This window comes from Candidatus Eisenbacteria bacterium, from assembly GCA_035577985.1.
Taxonomy (GTDB): Bacteria; Desulfobacterota; Binatia; order DP-6; family DP-6; genus DATJZY01.
In genome coordinates this window covers 1-20896 of the sequence record DATJZY010000167.1, presented here as the reverse complement: position 1 = coordinate 20896, position 20896 = coordinate 1, and the positions used below count along the sequence as shown (strand labels likewise).

Here is a 20896-nt window from a genome sequence, read left to right as displayed (position 1 = left end):
GCCCGCGTCGTGCAGCATCTCTGCCAGGGTGACGACCGACGCCCCCACCCGGTAATTGTTGTTGTCGTGCACGCCGTGGGCGAGCGGCGTCAGCCCGGTGAGCATCGAGGTGTGCGCCGGCAGGGTGAGCGGGTTGGTGGTGTACGCCTGCCGGAAGACGACGCCTTCCCGGGCCACGGCGTCGATGTTGGGGGTGGTCTGGCGCGCCGGCTGGTAGCAGCTCAGGTAGTCGGCGCGGGTGGTGTCGAGGCTGATCAGGACCAGGTTGCGGATGCCGCCCGCTCCGGCCACGGCGCCGGACGAGCCGGCGAGGACGGCGCACAGTGCGGCGATTGCCGCCGCCCGGATGGGGGACATCCGGTCTCTAGTAGTTGCCCGCGCTGGAAGCAGCAACCCCCGCACCAGCGAAACCCGGTACTTGCGACCGGAAAGGCGGGCCGAGGCCCGCGGCGCCTCGTCGCCCGGAGATTGCTTGAGGGGGCCGGACCCGCGGGATATGACTCGCGCGATGGCCGGCACCGGGAACGAGCGCGGCGTGCGTCTGGCGGCCGAGCGGCGGCTGTTCGACGCCGGTCCCGACGGCCCGCTGTCGGTGTGCCTCGTCTATCCGAACGGTTACGCCGTCGGGATGGCGAACCTGGGCTTCCAGGCCGTGTACCGCATGCTGGCGCAGGATGCGCGCGTCACCTGCGAGCGCGCCTTCCTGCCCGACGGCCCCCGCGACGGCTGGCCCCGCACGCTGCGCTCCCTGGAGCGCGACCGTCCGGTGCGCGACTTCGACGTGGTGGCGTTCTCGATCTCGTTCGAGAGCGACTATGTGCACGTGCTCGACTGCCTCGCCCGCGCCGGCATCGGCCTGTGGAGCCACGAGCGACGGGCGGGCGACCCGGTGGTCATCGCCGGCGGCCCGGCGACCTTCCTCAACCCGGAACCGCTGGCCCCGTTCGTCGATCTCTTCCTGATCGGCGAGGCCGAGGAGATGCTGGGCGAGTTCGTGGCCGCCGCCGGCGACGGGCCGCTCGAACGTGTGGCCCTCCTCGAGCGCGTCGAGGGGCTGCGCGGCGCCTATCGCCCCGACCGCTTCAGCCCGCGCTACGACGGCGACGGTGACCTCGTCGACCTGGAGTACGACGGACCCGGCGACGGGCGGGTGGAGCGGCGGTTCGTCGCCGAACTCGACCGCTTCGACACCAACTCGGAGCTGCTGACCCGCGAGTCGGTGTTCGGCGACATGTTCCTGGTGGAGGCCAGCCGCGGCTGCGAGTGGGGCTGCCGCTTCTGCGCCGCCGGCTTCATGTATCGTCCGGTGCGCTACCGCAGCCCGGACGGGCTCCGTCCGGAGATCCGTGCCGGGCTCGCCGAGCGCGACACGATCGGTCTCGTCGGCGCGGAGATGGCGAGCCAGCCGGGCATCGCGGCGCTGTGCCAGGAGATCGCCGGCGCCGGCGGACGCCCGTCGCCGTCGTCCTTGAAGGCGGACCTCATCACACCGGCCCTCGCCGCCGCGCTCGGCACGGGCGGCAATCGCTCGGTCACCGTTGCGCCCGAGGCGGGATCCGAGCGCATGCGGCGCGTGATCAACAAGAACCTGACCGAGGCCGAGATCCTGCGCGCCGCCGAATGGCTGACCGGCGGCGGCGTCGAGGCCCTCAAGCTCTACGTCATGGTGGGCCTTCCGACCGAGACGGACGCCGACGTCGACGGCATCGTCGATCTCGCGCACAAGGTACGGGCGCGCCTCATGGCGGGCGGCAAGCCGAAGGTCGGCCGCATCCTCGTCTCGATCAACCCCTTCGTGCCGAAGCCGTGGACGCCCTTCCAGTGGGAGCCGATGGCGGCGATCGGCGACCTCAAGCGCAAGCTCGCGCGCGTGCGGCGCGGCCTCTCCGCCATCCCGGCGCTCCAGGTCGAGACCGAGAGCCCGCGCGAGGCGTACTTGCAGACGCTGCTCTCGCGCGGCGACCGTCGCGTGGCGCCGATCCTCGTGCGCCTGCACGAGCGTCCGCAGGCGTGGTGGTCGGTCCTGACGGCACTGCGCGGCGGGCGCGAGGATCTCGTCGATCCCGACCGCTTCGTGCATCGCGCCTACGGCGCGGACGAATGCCTGCCGTGGGACTTCGTCGATCACCAAGTGGACAAGCGCTACCTCCTCGCCGAGCGCCGCAAGGCGTACGGCGAGCTGCAGACGCCACCCTGCGACACCCACACCTGCCACTCCTGCGGCGCGTGCTGATCGTGCGAGCGCGGCGATGATCGGCGGCGTCGGCGTCGACCTGTGCGAGATCAGGCGCATCCGCCGCGCGCTCACCGGTACGGCCGGGGCACGCTTTCGCGAGCGCGTGTTCACCGCCGACGAGCAGGCGTACTGCGAGGGGCGAGGTCGCGGCCGCTACGAGAGCTATGCGGTGCGCTTCGCGGCCAAGGAGGCGGCGATGAAGGTGCTCGGCACCGGCTGGTCGGCCGGCGTCGGGTGGCGGGACCTCGAAGTCGTGCGCGCCGAGGATGCCGCGCCACGCCTCCGCCTCCACGGCGAAGCGGCCCGCGTCGCGCGCCGCAAGCGTCTCGTCCGCTGGCAGGTGACGCTCTCCCACACGCGGACGACCGCCATCGCGTGGGTGCTCGCAGAAACGCGCTCGTAGCGCGCCTTACGAGGGCGATCTGCCTCGAGGGGGGATGGCAGGCGGGGCCGATTCCGCCTATCCTGCAGTCCTGTCCAATCATCGGGGAGCTGTGCGCACAGCGCTTGCGCTGGGGCTGGTGGCGACGCTCGCGATCGCGCGCGCGCACGCGGAGGCGCCCGATCCGTTGTTCGACGACGACGACACGACCGACGTCGCGACGGGCTTCCCCGACCCGATCGAGCCCGTCAACCGCGTCACCTTCGCGTTCAACCAGGGGGTCGACCGCTGGGTGATCGACCCGGTGACGCGGGTCTACCGATTCTTCGTGCCGCCCCCGGGACGCCGCGCGATCAAGCGCGCCCTCGTGAACCTCGATTCGCCGGTCACCTTCGTGAACGACATGCTGCAGCTGGAGCCGGTCGACGCCCTGGTCACGATGTCGCGCTTCGTCATCAACACGACGGTGGGCGTCGCGGGGCTGTTCGACGTGGCGGAGTCCCTGCACCTGGAGGGACACCAGTCGGACTTCGGACAGACGCTCGCCCTTTCCGGTGTCCCGAGCGGCCCGTACCTGATCCTGCCCGTGCTCGGCCCCACGACCGCGCGCGATGGCACCGGCTCCCTGGTCGACTTCCTCTTCCGTCCGACGACGTACCTGCTGACGCCAGGCGGCGCGGTGTTCGTGACCACGTTCACGCAGCAGGCCCCGGAGCTGCTTCTGGGGACGCTGGTCCGTGGAAGCACGGAGATCGCCTCGGGTTTTGCAACCCGCGATGCCGTTGGCGAGGGACTGGCGGCGCTCGAGGCGTCGTCCGTCGACTACTACGCCGCGCTCCGGAACGCGTACTACCAGAACCGCCAGGCGCTCATCTGGCGCCGCGGCCCCGACCACGGGCCGCTCGCGGTGGCGAGGGACGCGCTAGGCTCCCTGTCGCTTGGCGCGCCCCGCGGCGAGGTCGGCGATCTTGCCGCGCACGGTGGCAAGCAGCCCCTCGAACCCGTCGCGCTCGAGCACTGAGGTGTAGTCCGAGCGCCGCAGCGCGAGCTCGCTCACGGTGCCTTTCAGATAGACGTCGACGACCCGCGGCCCCGCCGGCGTATCGTGCAGGCGGTAGTTCAGCTCCACGTCCTCGTTGGTCGGATCGACGACCTTCGAGTGGACGACGGTCGTGTCGTTCTGATCAGGCTCCTCGGAGAGGACCTCGAATTTCTGTCCCGAGAACTTGTCGAGGTTGCCGGCGTAGTTCGCCGCCGTGAACTCCTTGAAGAGCGTCACCCAGCGCGCCTTGTCGGCGTCGGAGAGGGGCTTCCAGAAGCGACCGATCGACTTCTCGGCCATGAACGCCACGTCGAAGGTCTGGGGGACGACGACCGCGATCTTGTCGAACCGGCCCTGGTAGCCCAGCGCCTCGGCGTGCTGGAGGGCGTCCATCAAGACGGCGTTGAAGCGCACGATGACCTTCGTCGCCGCGCCGTCGGCGGCCGCCGCCGCATGGACGAGGATGCCGAGAGCGAGGGCGGCGAGTGGGCGAATGGGCATCGGTGCTCCCTATATTCGAGCGGTACCCGCTGCAACGACTCAGGCTGCAGGAGCGACGTCGTTCGGCGGCTCGCGCCGGGGGAGCAGGATGAGGATCGCGACCGCCCAGATGCCGCCGAGGAAGCCGAGCACGGTCCAGAGGTTTCGCGGGTACCCGTTGTTGCGGGCGAAGAGGCGGCACATGATCGCGTCGCAGGTCTGGATCACGACAGTGGTGCCGACCAGCGTCGGCAGGTCGAGGTCGGGGTGCACGAACGCGAGCCCGCTCCAGTACGAGAGCAGCGTCGCGATGCTCACGCGCCTTTCCCTCCCTGCCCGGGGTCTCTATACTTCGCCGGCCTGAGCAAGGAACGCCTACAGAAACTGGCCGAGGAGCTCCTCGCCAACCCGCGCTTCTCGCAGCTGTTCATGTCGGCGGTGCAGGCGGGGCTCGAGACCAAGGGTACCATCGATCGCAACATGCAGACGGTGCTCTGGCTGCTCAATGTGCCCTCTCGCGCCGACCTCAACAAGCTCGCGACCAAACTCGAGGTCCTGCAGGGCAGCCTCACGAACTTGAACCTCAAGGTCGACAAGCTGCTCGCCGACCGCGCGCGCGCGCGGCGCGCACGCCTACGCAAGGCCGCGGCGGCCGGCGTTCCGCCGCCGGACGTCGACTCCGAGTAAACCGGCGGTCTCACGCCGTCTCGCGCCCGCCGCGCAGTACCGGATCGGGCGCAACGGCGGGCACGAGGAGCGCACCCAGCTCCCCCAGCTCCTCCAACGAGGCTGGCGAGGTCGGGAAGAGCGGCACCTCGGCGACCACGGGTGCGCGCGCGGTCGCGAGAAGCGGAGCCAGCGTCGCCGCCTGCCGTGCGGCAAGCGCCTGGAGGTCCTCGAAGGTCCGCTGCAGGCGATGCTCGAGCGGCGCGCCGAGCGCAACGGGGAGCGGCGGCTCCGCCGCGTCACTGCCGAAGAGGCTCTGGGGCAGGGCACGGTTCACGATCACGCCCTCGATGCAGAGGCCGGCGCGACCGAGCGCGCGCACGAGCGCGTCGGTCTCGCTCGCGAGCCGCGGCTCGGGCGCCGTCACGAGCACGAGCGACGTCGCCTCGCCGCGCAGGAGGGCCTGCGTCCCGGCGACGCGCGTGCGGAGCGCCCCCGTCAGCGCTTCGATCGCGCCGATGAACTCGCCGATCTCCGAGACGAGCGTCACGCCGGTGAAGCGCTCGAGGCCGCGCAGGACTCCGGACAGCACGAGATGCGCCAGGCGCGAGCCGGCCGCCGGCAGGATGCTCGTCGGATCCTTCAGGATCGCGAACGCGCGGGAGTCGAGGAGCGCCAGCAGACGGCGCGGGGCATCGAGGAAGTCGACCGCGTGGCGCGCCGGCGGCGTGTCGACGACCAGGAGGTCGCAGCTCCCGTCCTCGGCCAGCCGCTGCACGCTCTCGATCGCCATGTACTCGGCCGTGCCCGCGAGCGAGCCGGAGAGGTTCTGGTACAGGCGATTGTCGAGCACGCGCGCCGCCTGCTCGGGGCTGGTCGCGAGGCCGCGCACGAGCTCGTCGAAGGTGCGCTTCACGTCGAGCTGCATGGCGTCCAGGTGCACGCCCCGCCCGAGCGGCACGCGGCGCGGCTTGCCGTCGAGCGTGCCGAGCCCGAGCGCATCCTTCAGCCGCTGCGCGGGATCGACGGTGAGGACGACCGTGCGCCGGCCACGCCGGGCCGCCTCGACGCCGAGCGCCGCCGCGGTCGTGGTCTTGCCGACGCCGCCGCTCCCGACGCACACGAGGACGCGGCGCGACTCGATGAGCCCCGCGAGTGTCACGCCGCGAGCCCCGCCGCCTCGGCCAGCTCGGCGGCGAGCTGGGCCACGCCGCCGGGCGCCTCGGGCCCGTCGTAGAGGAACGGAAGCTGGACCACCTTGGTGCCGAGCGCGCGCCGCAGCTCGGCCAGCTGCGCCGTCGCCTGCGCGCGGCGCGCGATCTCGAAGCGCGCGGCCTCGAGGTACGGATGGCGGGAGGCGGCGAGGTCGCTCGCCACCAGGCGCTCGGCCTCCGCGTGCGTGAAACGGCGCGCCGGCACCGCGTTCACGATCGGCGGCGCGACCGGCAGCCCGAGCGTGCGCGAAAGCTCCTCGTGCAGCTCGATCGTCTCGCGGACGGCGAGTTCCTCGGGCGTCGTCACCGGGACGACGAGCGTCTGCGCCGGATCGCGCAGCCGCCGATCGAGGGCGCCGAGCGTGTCGGCGACCGGCCCGATGCGCGCGAGCGCCCCCAGCGTCCGGGGCGCCGAGAGGAGCGGGAGCGAATGCCCGGACGCCGGAGCGTCCACCACGACGAGGTCGTAGAGCGCGCGCCCGAGCCGCCGCGCGTCGAGCCAGCCGCCGATCTTGTAGAGCACCAGGAACTCGGCGAGCCCGGGCGCGGCCGCGGCGAGGACCTGGAACGACGTGCTCTCGAGCAGGCGGCGCGCGAAGACGCGGATGCGGAGCACCCCCAGCACGAAGTCGCCGAGGGCTTCCTCCGGGTCGATCGCGGCGGCCGACAGCGTCGACGTGAGACGCACGGGATCGGTCGTGAGCGGCTCCACCGCGTCGAGGAGCGGTCCGAGGCGCGCCTGCCCGACCTCGACCGCGAGCACGCGCCGTCCGGCATCGACCGCCGCGCGCGCGAGCGCCGCGGTCACGGACGTCTTCCCTACCCCGCCCTTGCCGGTGACGACCACCAGACGCTGCGTGGTGAGAGGCAGGTGGCCAGGCACGGCGCGACATAGCCACCCGACGCGCGGGGTGTCAATTTCCGACGCGCGCCGGCTTGCGTGGACGCAGGCGGCTCGGTAGGCCTTCCCGGATGAGCAAGAACGGCGATTTCCACCGCTTCCAGGGCACGCCCGGCTACATCGCCTCCGGTCCGCTCGTCGACGCCGTCAACTGTGCGATCGCGCTCGGCCGCCCGCTGCTCTTGAAGGGCGAGCCCGGCACCGGCAAGACCGTGCTCGCGCGGCACGTCGCCGAAGGGCTCGGCATGCCGATGCTGCAGTGGCACATCAAGTCGACCAGCAAGGCGGTCGAGGGCCTGTACGTGTACGACACCGTGCAGCGCCTGAACGACAGCCGCTTCGGTACGGGCGACGTGTCCGACATCGGCCGCTACATCAAGCTCGGCCCGCTGGGCCAGTCCTTCGCCGCCAAGGAGCGCGTCGTGCTCCTCATCGACGAGGTCGACAAGGCCGACCTCGAGTTCCCGAACGACCTGCTGCGCGAGCTCGACGAGATGCGCTTCACGATCATCGAGACGAGCGAGGAGATCGCCGCCGCCGAGCGGCCCGTCGTGCTCATCACCTCGAACAACGAGAAGGAGCTGCCCGACGCGTTCCTGCGCCGCTGCATCTTCCACTACATCGAGTTCCCGGACGTGCCGACCATGCGCAAGATCGTCGCCGTGCACCACCCGCACCTGGAGGCGAAGCTGCTCGACCAGGTGCTGATCAAGTTCTACTGGCTGCGCGAGCAGTCCGAGCTGCGCAAGAAGCCGTCCACCTCCGAGCTGGTCGACTGGATCAGCGCCCTCCTGCGCTCGGGCATGACGCCGAAGCAGCTCGAGGACCACCTGCCGTTCGTGGGCGCGCTCCTGAAGAAGGAGCAGGACGTCGACGCCGTCGTCCGCTACGACGCGCAGGGCGGGAAGTTCCCGGCGCGCTGGGCGGACCTCGGGCCGCGCTACAACCAGTAGGCCGCATGCGGTTCTCCTACGCCGAGGCGCTCTGCGACCCCGCGCACTACCTGCCGCTCGCGCGCGCGGTCGAGGAAGCCGGGTGGGACTCCTTCATCGTCCCCGACAGCATCTGCTACCCCGAGGTGTCGGACAGCAAGTATCCGTACACGCCAGACGGCAATCGCGAGTTCCTGGAGAACAAGCCGTTCATCGAGCCGTTCACGCTGATTCCCGCCATGGGCGCCGTGACGGCGCGGCTGCGCTTCACGACCTTCGTCGTGAAGCTGCCGATCCGCCAGCCGGTCCTCGTCGCGAAGGCCGCGGCGTCGGTCGCCGTCATGACGTCGGGCCGCTTCGGCTTCGGCGTCGGCCTCTCGCCATGGCCGGAGGACTTCCAGGTGACGGGCACCGACTGGACGACGCGCGGCAAGCGCATGGACGAGATGATCGCGATCATCCGCGGGCTCACGCGTGGCGGCTATTTCGCGTTTCACGGACGCCACTACGACGTGCCGAGCATCAAGATCTGCCCGGTGCCGGCCGAGCCGATCCCGATCCTCGTCGGCGGTCACACCGAACCGGCCTTGCGCCGGGCGGCGCGCCTCGGCGACGGCTGGATGCACGCCGGCGGCGATCACGATGCGCTCGTCGGGTACTTGAAACGCCTGGCGGACCTGCGGCGGGAGTACGGTCGCGAGCGCGAAAAGTTCGAGGTCCACGCGATCTCGCTCTACGCCTACGGCGCGGACGGCGTCCGCATGCTCGAGGATCTCGGGGTCACCGACGTGATCGTCGGCTTTCGCGATCCGTACAACCAACCGGACACGCCGCTCCAGGAGAAGATCGACTACCTCCGCCGCTACGCCGACGACGTGATCGCGTCGCTGCGCGCCGAGAGCGCATGATGGGTGCGCACTCGCGCGACGAGATCCTGGCCGCCTTCGAGCGCTACAAAGAGGCCCGCGACGAGGCGTCGCGCACGGGGGACTGGAGCATCTGGGCCGCCGTCTTCACCGAGGACGCCGAGTACGTCGAACACGCCTACGGGGAGCTCAAGGGTCGCGCGGCGATCCGCGAGTGGATCACCGGCGTCATGGCGCCGTTCCCGCGCATGACGTTTCCGCAGGACTGGTGGGTGCTCGACGAGGAGCGCGGCGCGATCGTCTTCCAGTGCCAGAACCAGTTCCCGGCCCCGCTGCGGCCCGACGGCAAGCCGTTCCAGTTCCCGAACTGGACGCGCATCGTCTATGGAGGCGGCGGGCTCTGGAAGTCCGAGGAGGATGTGTACAATCCGGCGCGTGACGCCCCGCGGGTGTTCAAGGCATGGATCGAGGCCGGCGGGCGGCTCGAGGCGCGCGAGACGGTGACGATGAAGCACCCTGGAGCCCGCTGACGATGTTTCTGGACCTCTTCTATGGGCTGCGCGATGCCGGCGTCCCGGTCGCGGTCCAGGAGTGGCGGACGTTCCTGGAGGCGCTCGAGCAGGGCCTGCACGGCTCGAGCCTGCTGCGCTTCTACCACCTGGGGCGCGCCTGCCTGGTGAAGAGCGAGACCTACTTCGACGCCTACGATCGCGTCTTCGCCCGCGTGTTCAAGGGCGTCGAGGGCGCGCTCGGCGACGACGTCACGGAGAAGATCCTCGACTGGCTCCGCAACGCGAAGGACCTGCCGCAGCTCACGCCCGAGCAGCTGGCCGAGCTCCAGCGCCTCACCTCGGACGAGCTCATGCGGCGCTTCCTCGAGACGCTCGCCGAGCAGACCGAGCGCCACGACGGCGGCAACCGCTGGGTCGGCACGGGCGGCCGCTCGCCGTACGGCAACAACGGGACGCATCCCACGGGCATTCGCGTCGGCGGCGAGTCGCGCAGCCGCTCGGCCATGAAGGTGGCCGAGGAGCGGCGGTTCGAGGACTACCGCACCGACGTCCAGCTCGACATGCGCCAGATGCGCGTCGCCTTGAAGCGCCTGCGGCAGCTGACGCGGGCCGGACTCCAGACCGAGCTCGACCTCGACGAGACGATCGACGAGACCTGCAAGAACGCGGGCGAGATCGAGCTCGTGTTCCGTGCACCGCGCAAGAACGACGTGCGCCTGCTGCTCCTGATGGACGTCGGGGGCACGATGGATCCGCACACCGAGGCCATGAGCCAGCTGCTGACCGCGCTGCACGAGGAGCGCGGGCTGCGCGCCTTCGAGCCGTACTACTTCCACAACTGCGTCTACGACCACGTCTACTCGCGGGCGCGCATGCTGACGGCGGACGCGATCCCGACCGGCGATCTCCTTCGGCGCTTGGATGGGCGCTGGAAGGTCGTCGTCGTCGGTGACGCGGCCATGCACCCGGCCGAGCTGCTCGAGTCGTACGGCAACATCGATCCGCGCCGCCACACGCAGACGCCGGGGATCACGTGGCTGCAGCGCCTGGTCGACCATTTCGATCGCGCCGTGTGGGTCAACCCCGAGCCGCCGAAGGAGTGGGAGTTCGTGCAGACGACGCGAGTCATCCGGAAGCTCTTCCCGATGTTCCACCTCTCCGTCGACGGCATCACCGAGGCGGTGCAGGCGCTGGTCGGCGCGCGGGTGTGAGCCGGCGGCGTGCGACGCGTCGCCGTGCTGAGCGCGGTCGTCGCCGGCGCGCTCGTCCTCCTCGGGGTCGCGCTCGCCGCGACGGTCGGTCCGGCCGCCCTCGCACGAGGCCGCGCGACCTACGCCTACCGTGGGCTGCTCGCCAAGGCCGAGCAGCCCGATCCCCCGGGTCGATCGCTCGTCACGTGGCTCGGCGACTCGACGCTCCTGCGCGGCGTGAAGGCGCGCTCCTGGGCCGAGATCGTGGCCGAGCGCGTGCTCACGCCGGCGGCCGTGACGAGCCGGATCGTGGCGTGGGTCGGCCTCGGCCCGTATCACTTCTACTGTCTCATGGGCCCCGTTTTGCGGGCGCGGCCCAGCGTGGTCGTCGTGGTCGCGAACCTTCGCATGTTCGGCGGCCGGGGGCTGCCGTTCGCCGACCTGTGCGGCGCGCTGCCGGCGAGCGAGCTGCCGCACGCGATCGTGCTCCCGTTCGTCGAGCGCGGCGTGACCATGCCGCAGCTCCTGCTCTACCGCACGCTCGCGGTGGACGCCGTGTCGCGCGGCGTGTTCCTGCTCGACGGCCTGCGAGCCGGGACGCAGGACGCGCAGCTCTGGAGCGCTCTCGGCCCCGAGCGCACACCCGAGCTCGTGGAAGCGCAGGAGCGCCTGCGGCCGCTCGCCGAAGCGAGCCTCCTCGGCGAGTACGACACGCCGCTCGCGCAGCGTCGCGACGCGATGCGCATGCTCGCCGCGGCCCTGCGGCTCGCCAGAACGGCGGGCGTGGAGGTGGTGGTGGTGGCGAGCCCGGTGCCGCGCGACGTCCTCGCCGAGCACGGGCTGTACGACCCCGAGCGCTACGCCGAGCGCATGCTCGCGCTCCGGCAGCTCGTCGACGCCGGCGGCGCTACGTTCCTCGATCTCCATGACGCGGTCGCGCGCTCGGGGTTCAGCGACGACTGGGGCCACTTCGACGCCGACGGAGCGGAGCGGGTCGCGAGCCTCGTGGCGCCCGTGCTCGCAGCGAAGCTCGGGATCGCGAGGCCGTGATGCCGACGCGGTCGGACCAGGACCTGGAAGCCTTGGGTCACCTGCGCGGTCGGCCCGTCACGCCCGACGCGATCGCACGGCTCCGCTCGGCGCTCGCGGGCAAGCACCCTGCCGTCGTCGCCCGTGCGGCGAAGCTCGCCGGCGAGCTCGACGCGGCCGACCTCGAGCCCGATCTCGCGCGCGCGTGCGAGCGGCTCGTCGGGAGCCCGGCGAAGGCCGATCCGGGGTGTCACGCGAAGACGGCCATCGCCGGCGCGCTCGACCGGCTCGGGCATCCGGGCGGACGCGCCTTCCTCGCCGGCGTCCACTTCGTGCAACGCGAGCCGGTCACCGGCGGAACGCGCGACACCGCCGGCGATTTTCGTGCGGCCTGCGCGGTCGGGCTCGCGCAGATGCACCATCCGGCGGCGGTCGACGAGATCGTCGATCTCCTCGCGGACGCCGACGCCGGCGTGCGCGTCATCGCCGCGCGCGCGATCGCCTGCACCGAGAGCGAACGCGGAGCGCCCCTCCTGCGGATGAAGATCCTCGCCGGCGACGCCGAGCCGCAGGTCGTCTCCGAGTGCCTCGCCGCGCTGCTGAAGGTCGCGCCGAGGGCCTCGCTCCCGTTCTTCGAGCGCCTGCTCGCCGAAGGCGAGGGTCCGCGCTGCGAGGCCGCGGCGATCGCGCTCGGCGAGTCGCGTGCCGAGGCGGCGTTCAAGCTGCTGCGCGCCTGGTGGCAGCGAACGACCCGCCCGCCGGTGCGCAGGACGGCGCTCCTCGCCATCGCCATGCAGCGCCGGGAGCCCGCGTTCGCGTTCCTGCTCTCGCTGGTCGCCGAGGGCAACGGGCCCGACGCCCGCGACGCGCTGGCGGCGCTCGCCGTCCATCGCGACGACGATGCGCTCCGCCGCAGGGTGCTCGCCGCCGCCGAGCGCGAGGACCTCGACCTCACGAGCGCGCTCGCCGACTTCGTGCCCAGGCACCCCTGACCTGCTTGCGCGGCGCCCGGGCGCTCCCTATCGTCGCGTCGCGTTCATGGTGCTGCGGGGGCAGGGCCGCACGTTCGCGTCGCTCGCCGAGGTGATGGCGAAGGCGAACGAGCCGAAGTCGGGCGACGAGCTCGCCGGCCTCGCCGCCGCCGACGGCGCCGAGCGGGTGGCCGCGAAGGCGGCGCTCGCCGACGTCGCGCTGCGCGCGTTCGTCGAGGAGCCGCTCCTCGCGCCGGAGGACGACGAGCTCAGCCGCGCGTTCCTCGCGGCACTCGACGGCGCCGTCTACGAGCACCTGGCCGGATGGACGGTGGGGGAGCTGCGCGAGCGCCTGCTCGCCGATCCGCCGGAAACGCTGGCCGCGCTGCGCCCGGGCCTGCTGCCGGAGATGGCCGCCGCGGTCGCGAAGCTGATGTCGAACCTCGACCTCATGCTGGCGGCGCAGAAGCTGCCGGTCGTCGTCGCGGGCCGCACGACGCTCGGCGGACCCGGCCGGCTCGCGACGCGCGTGCAGCCGAACCATCCCCGCGACGGCGTCGACGGCGTGCTCGCGAGCACGCTCGAGGGGCTCGCCTACGGCTGTGGCGACGCGGTCATCGGCATCAATCCGGTCGACGATCGCGTCGAGGTCGTGCGGCGGCTCGCGGACGCGCTCGCGGAGCTGCGCGAGCGCCTCGCGGTGCCGACCCAGATCTCGGTGCTCGCGCACGCGACGACGCAGATGCATGCGCTCGAGGGCGGCGCACCGCTCGACCTGCTCTTCCAGTCCGTCGCCGGGACGGCGGCCGGCAATCGCGCGTTCGGCGTCGACCTGGCGCTGCTCGACGACGCGGACGCGGCGATCCGCGCGCGCGGGCGCCTGGAGGGCCCGGCGCGCTGGTATTTCGAGACGGGGCAGGGCTCCGAGCTGTCGAGCGCCGCGCACGCGGGCCTCGACCAGGTGACGCTGGAGGCGCGCTGCTACGGCGTCGCGCGGCGCTACCGGCCGCTGCTCGTGAACTCGGTCGTCGGCTTCATCGGGCCCGAGTACCTGTGGGACGCGCGGCAGGTGATCCGTGCCGGGCTCGAGGATCACTTCATGGGCAAGCTCCTCGGCGTCCCGATGGGCGTCGACGTCTGCTACACGAACCACATGGCGGCCGACCAGAACGACCTGGAGAACCTGGCCGTCCTCCTGGTGGCCGCCGGCTGCAACTATCTGATGGCCGTGCCGATGGGCGACGACTGCATGCTGTCGTACCAGACCTCGTCGTTCCACGACGCCGCGGCGCTGCGCGAGCTGCTCGGGCGCCGGCCGGCGCCCGAGTTCGAGGCGTGGCTCGAGACGCGCGGTCTCATGGAGCACGGGCGGCTCACGGCGCGAGCCGGCGACGCCGAGGCGCTCCTGTGAGCTTCGACCTGGGTCGCGCCCGGCGCACGACGCCGGCGCGTCTCGCGGTCGGTCGCGCCGGCGTGCGGCCGCGGACGTCCACGTGGCTCGCCTTCCAGCGCGATCACGCTGCCGCGCGCGACGCCGTCTGGAGCGAGTGGAGCCCGGCCTTCGTGGACCGCCTGCGCGCGCTCGGCTTCGTCGTCGTCACGTCGAACGCGCCCGATCGCGCGAGCTACGTTCGCCGTCCTCCGCTCGGCCGCACCGTGCCGGAGGCGGCGCTCGCGGAGATCCGGCGCGCGACTCCGCAGCCGCCGCTCGTCCAGGTGGTGCTCTCCGACGGGCTCTCGGCGCGCGCGGCCGAGGCGCACTTCGAGCGCGTCCACGCCGGGCTCGACCGCCACCTGACCGCGCTCGGCCCGGTCGGCGTGCCCGTCGCGGTCCGCGGCGGGCGGGTCGCGGTCGCGGACCAGATCGGCGCGGCCGTCGGCGCCACGCTGGTCGTGCACCTGATCGGCGAGCGCCCCGGGCTGGGCTCGGCCGACAGCCTCGGCTGCTACCTCACGTGGCGGCCCGGCCCTGGCACGACCGACGCCGATCGCAAGTGCATCTCGAACATCCGTCCGGCCGGGCTCGCGCCCGACGAGGCGGGCGCGACGATCGCCGGCGTCTGCCGGCGCATCCTCGAGCACGGCTCGTCCGGCACGAGCCTCGTCCTCTGAACGATCGGGTCGCGAGGGTGGCTTGCCGGGAAGGCGGCGGATGGACGATACCGTCCCCATGTCGCTCTACGATCTCACGGTGCCGGCGCTCGACGGGAAGCCCTTCGACCTGGGCCAGCTCCGCGGCAAGGTGACCCTCGCGGTGAACGTCGCGAGCGAATGCGGGTTCACGCCGCAGTACACCGGGCTGCAACAGCTCCACGATCGCCTGTCGGCCCGCGGCTTCGCGGTCCTCGGCTTTCCGAGCAACGAGTTCGGCGGCCAGGAGCCGGGCAGCGCGGAGCAGATCCACACTTTCTGCGAGCGCAACTTCGGCGTGAAGTTCCCGCTCTTCGCCAAGCTCGAGACGAAGCCCGGCCCCGGCCAGTCGCCGGTGTACGAGTTCCTCGAGAAGGGCGGCAAGGCGCCCAACTGGAACTTCTGCAAGTACGTCGTCGGCAAGGACGGCGAGGTGCGTGGCTTCTTCCCGAGCAACGTGGCGCCCGACGACCCGGCGCTTCTTTCGGCCATCGAAGCGGCGCTCGGGGCCCGCTGACCGCGGCGTCGGTGCCGCGAGGTCGAGGGCGAGGCTGCGGCTTCGGCTTCCGCGAAGCGGCGCGACAACACACACGGCACGTCACAGCCCGACGGGGCGTCGCGCCGCTACGCAGGCGCCTCCGCCTCGCCCTCGACCTCGCGACAGGCCATCGCGATAGGCGCTTCGACGCCGCACGCATCGCAGACCGGCGTCGCGTCGCACGCCGGTTGCCTCTTGGTGGTTGGTGTAGCCGAGACGTGGCGATGGTGAGTCGCGAGGTCGGGAGGCGAGGCGGAGGCGCCTGCGTAGCGGCGCGACGAAAGGTAGGCCCGTGACGAGGCGCGTGTGTTGTCGCGCGGCGGAGCTTGAAGCCGAGGCCTCGCCTCCCGCCCTCGCGGACCGCCGCCCGCCGCCCGCCGTCACGCCTCGCGCCGCGCCGCCGCCAGCATCGTCGCCGCCGTGTACGTCACGACGACGATGACGAGCCAGCGCACGGCGTCGAGCGACAGCGAGCGGACGAGGAACGCCGCGACCAGCACGCCGGGGATACCCGCCCAGGTGAGGCCGAGCGCGGCGCGCAGGTCGTAGGCGTCGCGGCGGATGAACCGCATGCTGCCGACCGGCATCAGGAATGCGCACGACCCCATCATGATCGGAAACGCCGCGGTCGGGCTCATGCCGAGCAGGCTCACCAGGATGAGGCACGGCGCATAGAGTCCGATGCCGATCGTCATGAGCGCGCCCAGGACGAAATTGCCGGCGATCCCCACGGCGAGCCGCACGCCCGAGAGCGCGACTGCATCGCCGCCTTTCGGGAGCCAACCGAGGACGCTCCCCAGCATGATCATCGCGGCAACGACGAGGGCCGAGCCCATGGCGACGCGGACGGTGCGCCGCGGCCAGCCGGCGACGACGCCCGAGCCGAGCCAGGCACCGCCCACGGCGGCCCCGATCATGGCGACGAGCGTCGTCATGTCGACCACCAGGATCGTCACGTAGATGAGGGCCTGAGCGATGGTCGGGAGCGCGTGCCCGACGTTGAGCGTGCCGGGCAGCAGCCGGTCGTCGACGCCGCGTGCGAGTCGGTACGCGGTCGTGGTGGTCGCGAACGACCCGATCCCGAGCGTGTCGAGGAACTCGGTGACGAAGCCGACCGCGAGGTGGAACAGCGACGGCGGGCGATCCGCTCGTACGGCGCCGCGCATGCGGGCCCCGCGCACGGCGCCCGCCCACGCGACGGCGAACCACGTTCCGAGCGCGGCGAGCAGCGCCAGGAGCATGGTCTTGCCGGCGCTCACGCGGCGGGCGCGTCCGTTCGACGTTCGAAGAGCGCGACCGTCTCCACGTGGTCGGTGTACGGGAAGAGCGCGAACGGCACCAGGGCGGCGAGCCGCGTTCTCCCGCCCCGCAGGAGATCACGCGACTCGTCGAGAAAGGCGTCCGGGTTGCAGCTGACGACGATGAGACGGGCCGGCGGATCCGCCGCCAGACGCTCCAGCAGCGGCTCCTCGAGGCCGCGCCGCGGCGGATCGCAGATGACGACGTCGGCCCCGTCCATGGCGGCGAGCTGGTTCGCCGCCGGACCCCGCAGCACCGCCGTCCGCCGGCGCGCCTCGGCGCCGAGCGCGTCGAGGCCGAGGTTGAGCCCGGCCAGCGAGAAGCGGGACACCTCGTTGAAGGTCACGCGATGGCCGCGCGCGACGAGGCCGAGGCCGATCGCACCCACGCCCGCGTGGTACTCGACCACCCCCGCGCCCTCCGGCACCCAGCCGTGCACCAGCTCCACGATGCGATCGGCCAGCGGAAGATTCGCCTGACCGAACGCGCCCGGAGGATAGAAGACGCGCGCCCCGCCGATCGTCTCGCAGGTGGTCTCGGGGCCGGACCAGCGGTGCCACTCGGATCCGAGGATCGCGTTCGAGGTGTCGGTGTTGCCGTTCCACCACAGACTGTGCAGCTTCGGTCCGAACGCCGCCGCGAAGGCCTCGGCAGTTGGCGCGAGCGCGTCGGGCGTCTCGTCGTTCGCAACCAGGACGACCTGCGCGGTGCGGCTCCGGCGCTCGACGACCACCTGCAGGTAGCGCAGCAGGCCGCGGTGCGAGCGATCGCCGTACATGGTGATGCCGGTCTTGCGTACGGCCAGCTTCAGGGCTGCTGCGGCTTCGTTCACGAGCGGATGGTGGACGACGCAGCGTGGAACGTCGGTGATGCGGTGGGAGTCCTCCTGGAAGATGCCGATCTTCGGCGACGTCGCGCGACCGCGCACGGCCAGGCGCGCCCGATGACGGTGGCCGTGCGCCGGCCCTTCCACGACCGCCGGCGGCGGCAGGCCGCTCGACCGCGCGAGCACGGCGAGCGCGTCGTAGACGGTGCGGATGATCCCGGGCTCGCCGAAGCGCGGGCAGCCGGGGCAGGGGGGACGATGCGGACACTCCATGCGAAGTCTTCTCGCTATCGCCCGCGGCGGGTCCCGACAAGCCGACGCATCGTTCGCCATCGCGAAGGTTTGACATCGCCTGGGGTGTCCCCTACCTACGGCGCTCGATGAGCGACGGCGATCGTCCGGTCGAGTCGACGTCACGGGTGATTCCGCTGCGTGGCCGGACGGCGCGACGCCGGCTCGGTCCGCTCATCACCCCGGGCGACGTGGCGCGACGGCTCGCCGCTCTCGAGCGGCAGGTCGAAGCGGCCCTCGGCACCGATCGCGTGGCGCGCGCCGTGCCCGCGCTCGAGACGGCGCTCGACCAGGTGCTCGGCGCGTACGTCGGCGGTCGCGAGTGGCTGGCGCGCGAGGCCGGCGGCCTCGCGACGACGGTCCTGGGCGAGATGTCGCTCGCCGCCCTGTATCGCTGGTGGTGGCGGGTCGACGTGGTGGGACGCGAGCGCATGCCGCAGGGGCGCGTGCTGCTGGTCGGCAACCGCGGGTCGGCGCTCCTTCCCTACGAGGCGCTCATGGCGTCGGTCGGCCTCGGCACGAACGGCGGCCGGCGCGTGCGCCCGTTCGTCGACGAGTGGCTGATGGCGCTGCCGCTGGTCGGCACGGCCCTCGGGGCGCTCGGCGCGAGCGCGGTGAGCGCGAGCCGCATCCGCCGCGTGCTCGCCGCGGGCGAGGGTGCGCTCGTGTTTCCCGAGGGGCGCGATGCCATCGCGCGCCCGTACCGCGAGTCGTACCGCGTCGGACGCCTCGCGCGCACGGCGCTCCTGCGCCTCGCGATCGAAACGGGCGCGCCGATCGTTCCGGTCGCGATCATCGGCGTCGACGAGGTGCATCCGGTGGTGGCACGCGCGCCGCTGCCCTGGCTCGCGTCGCTCCTCGGGGTTCCGGCGCTGCCGCTCACGCCGACCCTCGTCCCGCTCCCGACCAAGTGGACGCTGTTCGTCGGCGATCCGCTCGACGTGGCGTCGCGGCACCCGGCGACCGACGCGCACCGGCCCGACGTCGTGCGCACGCTCGCGGCGCAGGTCCGCGAGCGCCTGCAGGGTCTGGTGAGCGACGGGCTCGGGCGCCGCCGCTCGATCTTCTTCTAGGAGGAGCGCATGGCCTGCGTCGTCGCGATCGACCAGGGGACGACGGGCTCGACCGTGCTCGTGGTCGACCGGCGCGGCCGCATCGTCGGTCGCGCCTACAGCGAGTTCACGCAGCACTATCCGAAGCCCGGCTGGGTCGAGCACGACCCCGAGGAGATCTGGCGCGTCACGCTGCGCGTGCTGCGGCAGGCGGTGCGCGGCGCCAGGCTGAAGGCCAAGGACGTCGCCGCGATCGGCATAACGAACCAGCGCGAGACGACGGTCGTCTGGGATCGGAAGACCGGCAAGCCGATCCACCGCGCCATCGTCTGGCAGGATCGGCGCACGGCGGAGCTCTGCGACGCGTTGAAGACGGCCGGGCACGAGGCACGCGTGCGGGAGAAGACGGGGCTCGTGCTCGACGCCTACTTCTCGGGCACGAAGGTGCGCTGGCTCCTCGACAACGTGCGCGGCGCGCGGGAGCGTGCGGCCGCCGGCGGCCTGTGCTTCGGCACCATCGACTCGTGGCTCGTCTGGAAGCTCACGGGCGGCGCCGTCCACGCGACCGACCCGACCAACGCCTCGCGCACCCTGCTGTACGACATCCACAAGCGCGCCTGGGATCGCGAGCTGACGTCGATGCTGGAGGTTCCGGAGAGCCTCCTGCCCGCGGTCCGTCCTTCGAGCGGCGTCTTCGGCGAGACGACCGCCGACGTGCTCGGCGCGCCGGTCGAGGTCGCGGGCATCGCGGGCGATCAGCAGGCGGCGCTCTACGGCCAGGGCTGCGTGGACGCCGGGATGGCGAAGAACACCTACGGCACGGGGTGCTTTCTCCTCCTCAACACGGGCGATCGCGCGGTCGCCTCGCACGCCGGGCTCCTCACCACGGTCGCGTGCGACGCGCTGGGCAATCCGGCTTACGCGCTCGAGGGCTCGGTGTTCATCGCCGGCGCCGCGATCCAATGGCTGCGCGACGGCCTCGGCTTCATGAAGAAGGCGAGCGAGTCGGAGAAGATGGCGGTCCGCGCGGGCTCGACCCTGGGCGTGTACCTCGTGCCGGCGTTCGTCGGGCTCGGCGCGCCCTACTGGGACGCCGACGCCCGCGGCGCCATCGTCGGACTCACGCGCGGCGTCGGGCGCGGCCACATCGTGCGCGCCGCGCTCGAATCGCTCGCCTACCAGACGCGCGACGTCGTCGACGCCATGGCGCGCGACGCCGGCACGCCGCTCGCCATGCTGCGGGTCGACGGCGGCGCCTCGGCGAACGACTTCCTCATGCAGTTCCAGGCCGACGTGCTGGGCGTCCCGGTCGAGCGGCCGAAGATCGTCGAGACGACGGCGATGGGCGCGGCGGCCCTGGCCGGCCTCGCGGTCGGCTTCTGGAAGTCGCCGAAGGAGCTGGCGCAGGCGCGTCAGATGGACCGGCGCTTCCGGCCGCGCATGCCGGCCGCGACGCGCGACGGGCTCTATCGCGGCTGGCGCACGGCGGTGGCGCGGGTGCGGAGCGCGCCGTGAAGGGAAGCGAGGGGACGTTCGCCGGCCAGGGTGGCGTCCCGATCCGCTGGCGTCGCATCGAGCCCGACGGTGCGCCGCGCGGTGTCGTCGTCGTGAGCCACGGCTATGCGGAGCACTGCGGCCGCTACCGGCCATTCGCCGAGCACCTGGCCGGGCGCGGCATCGTCGCGGTGGGGCTCGATCACCGTGGCCACGGCGAGTCCGGCGGCCCCCGCGGGCACTGCCGCGACTTCGACGAGTTCGTCGCCGACGTCCGCACGCTGGTCGACCTCGCCGAAACCTGGTGGCCGGGCGTGCCGCGCGTGCTCTTCGGTCACAGCATGGGCGGGCTGATCGCGTTCCTCTACCTCCTCCGCCACGGCGCGACGGTGCGGGCGGGCGCGCTCTCGGGACCCGCGTTCGTGGTCTTTCCGCAGGGGCCGGCCTGGCAGCTCTCGCTGTTCATCGCCCTCGCCGCCGTGCTCCCGCGCCTTCCGATCAAGACCAAGCTCGACGAGACCGCGCTGGCGCGCGATCCGGAGGTCGGGCGCGCCTACGTCGCGGACCCGCTGGTCCATCGCCGGATCACCACCGCCTTCGCGCGCGCCATGACGCAGGCACAGGCGCGGTCCTACGCGGAGGCGTCGAAGCTCCGCACGCCGCTTCTCGTCCTGCAGGGCGAGGCCGATCGCCTGGTCGACCCGTCGGGCGCGCCCGCGCTCACCTCGCGCCTGCGCTGCGAGCACGAGCTGGTGATGCTGCCGGGGTTTTACCACGAGCTCCTGAACGAGCCGCCGGCCGAGCGCGCGAAGGTGGTGGATCTGCTCGACGCCTGGATCGATCGC

23 protein-coding genes are annotated in these 20896 nt (G+C 72.3%); 16 read left to right on the top strand and 7 right to left on the bottom strand.

The features are described from left to right. A partial coding sequence (locus tag VMS22_24070; protein HXJ37116.1) for a sulfatase-like hydrolase/transferase occupies window positions 1–357 on the bottom strand: 357 nt, incomplete at its 3' end. Window positions 358–508: 151 nt separating this feature from the next. On the opposite strand from VMS22_24070, the gene VMS22_24065 reads away from it, so the two are divergent. The 3 genes from VMS22_24065 to VMS22_24055 all read left to right on the top strand — a co-directional run bounded on the left by VMS22_24065 (window position 509) and on the right by VMS22_24055 (window position 3639). After that, window positions 509–2233: a radical SAM protein gene (locus VMS22_24065; protein ID HXJ37115.1), complete on the top strand. Its 1725-nt coding sequence runs from the start codon at window positions 509–511 to the stop codon at window positions 2231–2233. Between the two features lie 16 nt (window positions 2234–2249). Then, window positions 2250–2639 (top strand): holo-ACP synthase, encoded by a 390-nt coding sequence (acpS, locus tag VMS22_24060; protein HXJ37114.1) that lies wholly within the window; start codon window positions 2250–2252, stop codon window positions 2637–2639. Window positions 2640–2757: 118 nt separating this feature from the next. Beyond that, complete coding sequence (locus VMS22_24055) at window positions 2758–3639, top strand: VacJ family lipoprotein (GenBank protein ID HXJ37113.1); 882 nt, start codon at window positions 2758–2760, stop codon at window positions 3637–3639. On the opposite strand, the gene VMS22_24050 is transcribed toward VMS22_24055, so the two are convergent. Together VMS22_24050 and VMS22_24045 are read right to left on the bottom strand one after the other, a co-directional pair. Further along, window positions 3541–4161, bottom strand: a complete 621-nt coding sequence (locus VMS22_24050) for an ABC transporter substrate-binding protein (GenBank protein ID HXJ37112.1) — start codon at window positions 4159–4161, stop codon at window positions 3541–3543. The two genes, VMS22_24055 and VMS22_24050, sit on opposite strands and share 99 nt — an antisense overlap. Before the next feature lie 39 nt (window positions 4162–4200). After that, the gene (locus VMS22_24045) at window positions 4201–4458 is read right to left on the bottom strand and encodes a hypothetical protein (protein ID HXJ37111.1); all 258 of its coding nucleotides are present in this window, start codon (window positions 4456–4458) and stop codon (window positions 4201–4203) included. Window positions 4459–4569: 111 nt separating this feature from the next. Here VMS22_24045 and VMS22_24040 point away from each other — a divergent pair, with 111 nt between their 5' ends. Continuing rightward, a complete protein-coding gene (locus VMS22_24040) occupies window positions 4570–4827 on the top strand; it encodes a hypothetical protein (GenBank protein HXJ37110.1) in 258 nt (85 codons plus the stop codon). A 10-nt stretch (window positions 4828–4837) separates the two neighbouring features. Here the strand turns inward: VMS22_24040 and VMS22_24035 are convergent, their stop codons facing one another. Continuing rightward, window positions 4838–5968 (bottom strand): ArsA-related P-loop ATPase, encoded by a 1131-nt coding sequence (locus tag VMS22_24035; protein ID HXJ37109.1) that lies wholly within the window; start codon window positions 5966–5968, stop codon window positions 4838–4840. After that, a complete protein-coding gene (locus VMS22_24030; GenBank protein ID HXJ37108.1) occupies window positions 5965–6903 on the bottom strand; it encodes an ArsA-related P-loop ATPase in 939 nt (312 codons plus the stop codon). Before VMS22_24030 ends, VMS22_24035 begins: the two co-directional genes overlap by 4 nt. 89 nt (window positions 6904–6992) lie before the next feature. Between VMS22_24030 and VMS22_24025 the strand changes: the two genes are divergently transcribed. Genes VMS22_24025 through VMS22_23985 form a run of 9 tightly spaced genes read left to right on the top strand, consistent with a single transcriptional unit; the run spans window position 6993 to window position 15068 of the window. Further along, complete coding sequence (locus VMS22_24025; protein ID HXJ37107.1) at window positions 6993–7874, top strand: MoxR family ATPase; 882 nt, start codon at window positions 6993–6995, stop codon at window positions 7872–7874. A 5-nt stretch (window positions 7875–7879) separates the two neighbouring features. Beyond that, window positions 7880–8761: a TIGR03619 family F420-dependent LLM class oxidoreductase gene (locus tag VMS22_24020; protein HXJ37106.1), complete on the top strand. Its 882-nt coding sequence runs from the start codon at window positions 7880–7882 to the stop codon at window positions 8759–8761. Further along, a complete protein-coding gene (locus tag VMS22_24015; protein HXJ37105.1) occupies window positions 8758–9249 on the top strand; it encodes a nuclear transport factor 2 family protein in 492 nt (163 codons plus the stop codon). Before VMS22_24020 ends, VMS22_24015 begins: the two co-directional genes overlap by 4 nt. Window positions 9250–9251: 2 nt before the next feature. Beyond that, window positions 9252–10442, top strand: a complete 1191-nt coding sequence (locus VMS22_24010) for a VWA domain-containing protein (protein ID HXJ37104.1) — start codon at window positions 9252–9254, stop codon at window positions 10440–10442. A gap of 9 nt (window positions 10443–10451) precedes the next feature. Continuing rightward, window positions 10452–11471: a hypothetical protein gene (locus VMS22_24005; protein ID HXJ37103.1), complete on the top strand. Its 1020-nt coding sequence runs from the start codon at window positions 10452–10454 to the stop codon at window positions 11469–11471. Continuing rightward, window positions 11471–12442, top strand: coding sequence for a HEAT repeat domain-containing protein (locus VMS22_24000; GenBank protein HXJ37102.1), 972 nt, complete (start codon window positions 11471–11473; stop codon window positions 12440–12442). The genes VMS22_24005 and VMS22_24000 overlap by 1 nt, the downstream gene beginning before the upstream one ends. 46 nt (window positions 12443–12488) lie before the next feature. Then, window positions 12489–13832, top strand: a complete 1344-nt coding sequence (locus tag VMS22_23995; GenBank protein HXJ37101.1) for an ethanolamine ammonia-lyase subunit EutB — start codon at window positions 12489–12491, stop codon at window positions 13830–13832. After that, window positions 13829–14533, top strand: a complete 705-nt coding sequence (gene eutC, locus VMS22_23990; GenBank protein ID HXJ37100.1) for an ethanolamine ammonia-lyase subunit EutC — start codon at window positions 13829–13831, stop codon at window positions 14531–14533. The genes VMS22_23995 and eutC overlap by 4 nt, the downstream gene beginning before the upstream one ends. Window positions 14534–14573: 40 nt before the next feature. Further along, entirely contained in the window at window positions 14574–15068 is a 495-nt protein-coding gene (locus tag VMS22_23985) for a glutathione peroxidase (protein ID HXJ37099.1), read from the top strand. A gap of 401 nt (window positions 15069–15469) precedes the next feature. On the opposite strand, the gene VMS22_23980 is transcribed toward VMS22_23985, so the two are convergent. Both VMS22_23980 and VMS22_23975 read right to left on the bottom strand, forming a co-directional pair. Next, entirely contained in the window at window positions 15470–16348 is an 879-nt protein-coding gene (locus VMS22_23980; GenBank protein HXJ37098.1) for a sulfite exporter TauE/SafE family protein, read from the bottom strand. Continuing rightward, complete coding sequence (locus tag VMS22_23975) at window positions 16345–17487, bottom strand: hypothetical protein (protein ID HXJ37097.1); 1143 nt, start codon at window positions 17485–17487, stop codon at window positions 16345–16347. Before VMS22_23975 ends, VMS22_23980 begins: the two co-directional genes overlap by 4 nt. Window positions 17488–17594: 107 nt before the next feature. Between VMS22_23975 and VMS22_23970 the strand changes: the two genes are divergently transcribed. The 3 genes from VMS22_23970 to VMS22_23960 form a co-directional block, all read left to right on the top strand. After that, window positions 17595–18578 (top strand): 1-acyl-sn-glycerol-3-phosphate acyltransferase, encoded by a 984-nt coding sequence (locus VMS22_23970; GenBank protein HXJ37096.1) that lies wholly within the window; start codon window positions 17595–17597, stop codon window positions 18576–18578. A gap of 9 nt (window positions 18579–18587) precedes the next feature. Beyond that, window positions 18588–20072: a glycerol kinase GlpK gene (glpK, locus tag VMS22_23965; protein ID HXJ37095.1), complete on the top strand. Its 1485-nt coding sequence runs from the start codon at window positions 18588–18590 to the stop codon at window positions 20070–20072. Then, window positions 20069–20896: lysophospholipase (locus tag VMS22_23960; GenBank protein ID HXJ37094.1), on the top strand; the 828-nt coding region annotated here is incomplete at its 3' end. The genes glpK and VMS22_23960, both read left to right, overlap by 4 nt.

Coding starts and splice junctions, on each gene's coding strand:
- VMS22_24065 (HXJ37115.1), top strand. CDS start 509: ATGGCCGGCACCGGGAACGAGCGCGGCGTGCGTCTGGCGGCCGAGCGG.
- acpS (HXJ37114.1), top strand. CDS start 2,250: ATGATCGGCGGCGTCGGCGTCGACCTGTGCGAGATCAGGCGCATCCGC.
- VMS22_24050 (HXJ37112.1), bottom strand. CDS start 4,161: ATGCCCATTCGCCCACTCGCCGCCCTCGCTCTCGGCATCCTCGTCCAT.
- VMS22_24040 (HXJ37110.1), top strand. CDS start 4,570: ATGTCGGCGGTGCAGGCGGGGCTCGAGACCAAGGGTACCATCGATCGC.
- VMS22_24025 (HXJ37107.1), top strand. CDS start 6,993: ATGAGCAAGAACGGCGATTTCCACCGCTTCCAGGGCACGCCCGGCTAC.
- VMS22_24020 (HXJ37106.1), top strand. CDS start 7,880: ATGCGGTTCTCCTACGCCGAGGCGCTCTGCGACCCCGCGCACTACCTG.
- VMS22_24015 (HXJ37105.1), top strand. CDS start 8,758: ATGATGGGTGCGCACTCGCGCGACGAGATCCTGGCCGCCTTCGAGCGC.
- VMS22_24010 (HXJ37104.1), top strand. CDS start 9,252: ATGTTTCTGGACCTCTTCTATGGGCTGCGCGATGCCGGCGTCCCGGTC.
- VMS22_24000 (HXJ37102.1), top strand. CDS start 11,471: ATGCCGACGCGGTCGGACCAGGACCTGGAAGCCTTGGGTCACCTGCGC.
- VMS22_23995 (HXJ37101.1), top strand. CDS start 12,489: ATGGTGCTGCGGGGGCAGGGCCGCACGTTCGCGTCGCTCGCCGAGGTG.
- VMS22_23985 (HXJ37099.1), top strand. CDS start 14,574: ATGGACGATACCGTCCCCATGTCGCTCTACGATCTCACGGTGCCGGCG.
- VMS22_23975 (HXJ37097.1), bottom strand. CDS start 17,487: ATGGAGTGTCCGCATCGTCCCCCCTGCCCCGGCTGCCCGCGCTTCGGC.
- VMS22_23970 (HXJ37096.1), top strand. CDS start 17,595: ATGAGCGACGGCGATCGTCCGGTCGAGTCGACGTCACGGGTGATTCCG.
- glpK (HXJ37095.1), top strand. CDS start 18,588: ATGGCCTGCGTCGTCGCGATCGACCAGGGGACGACGGGCTCGACCGTG.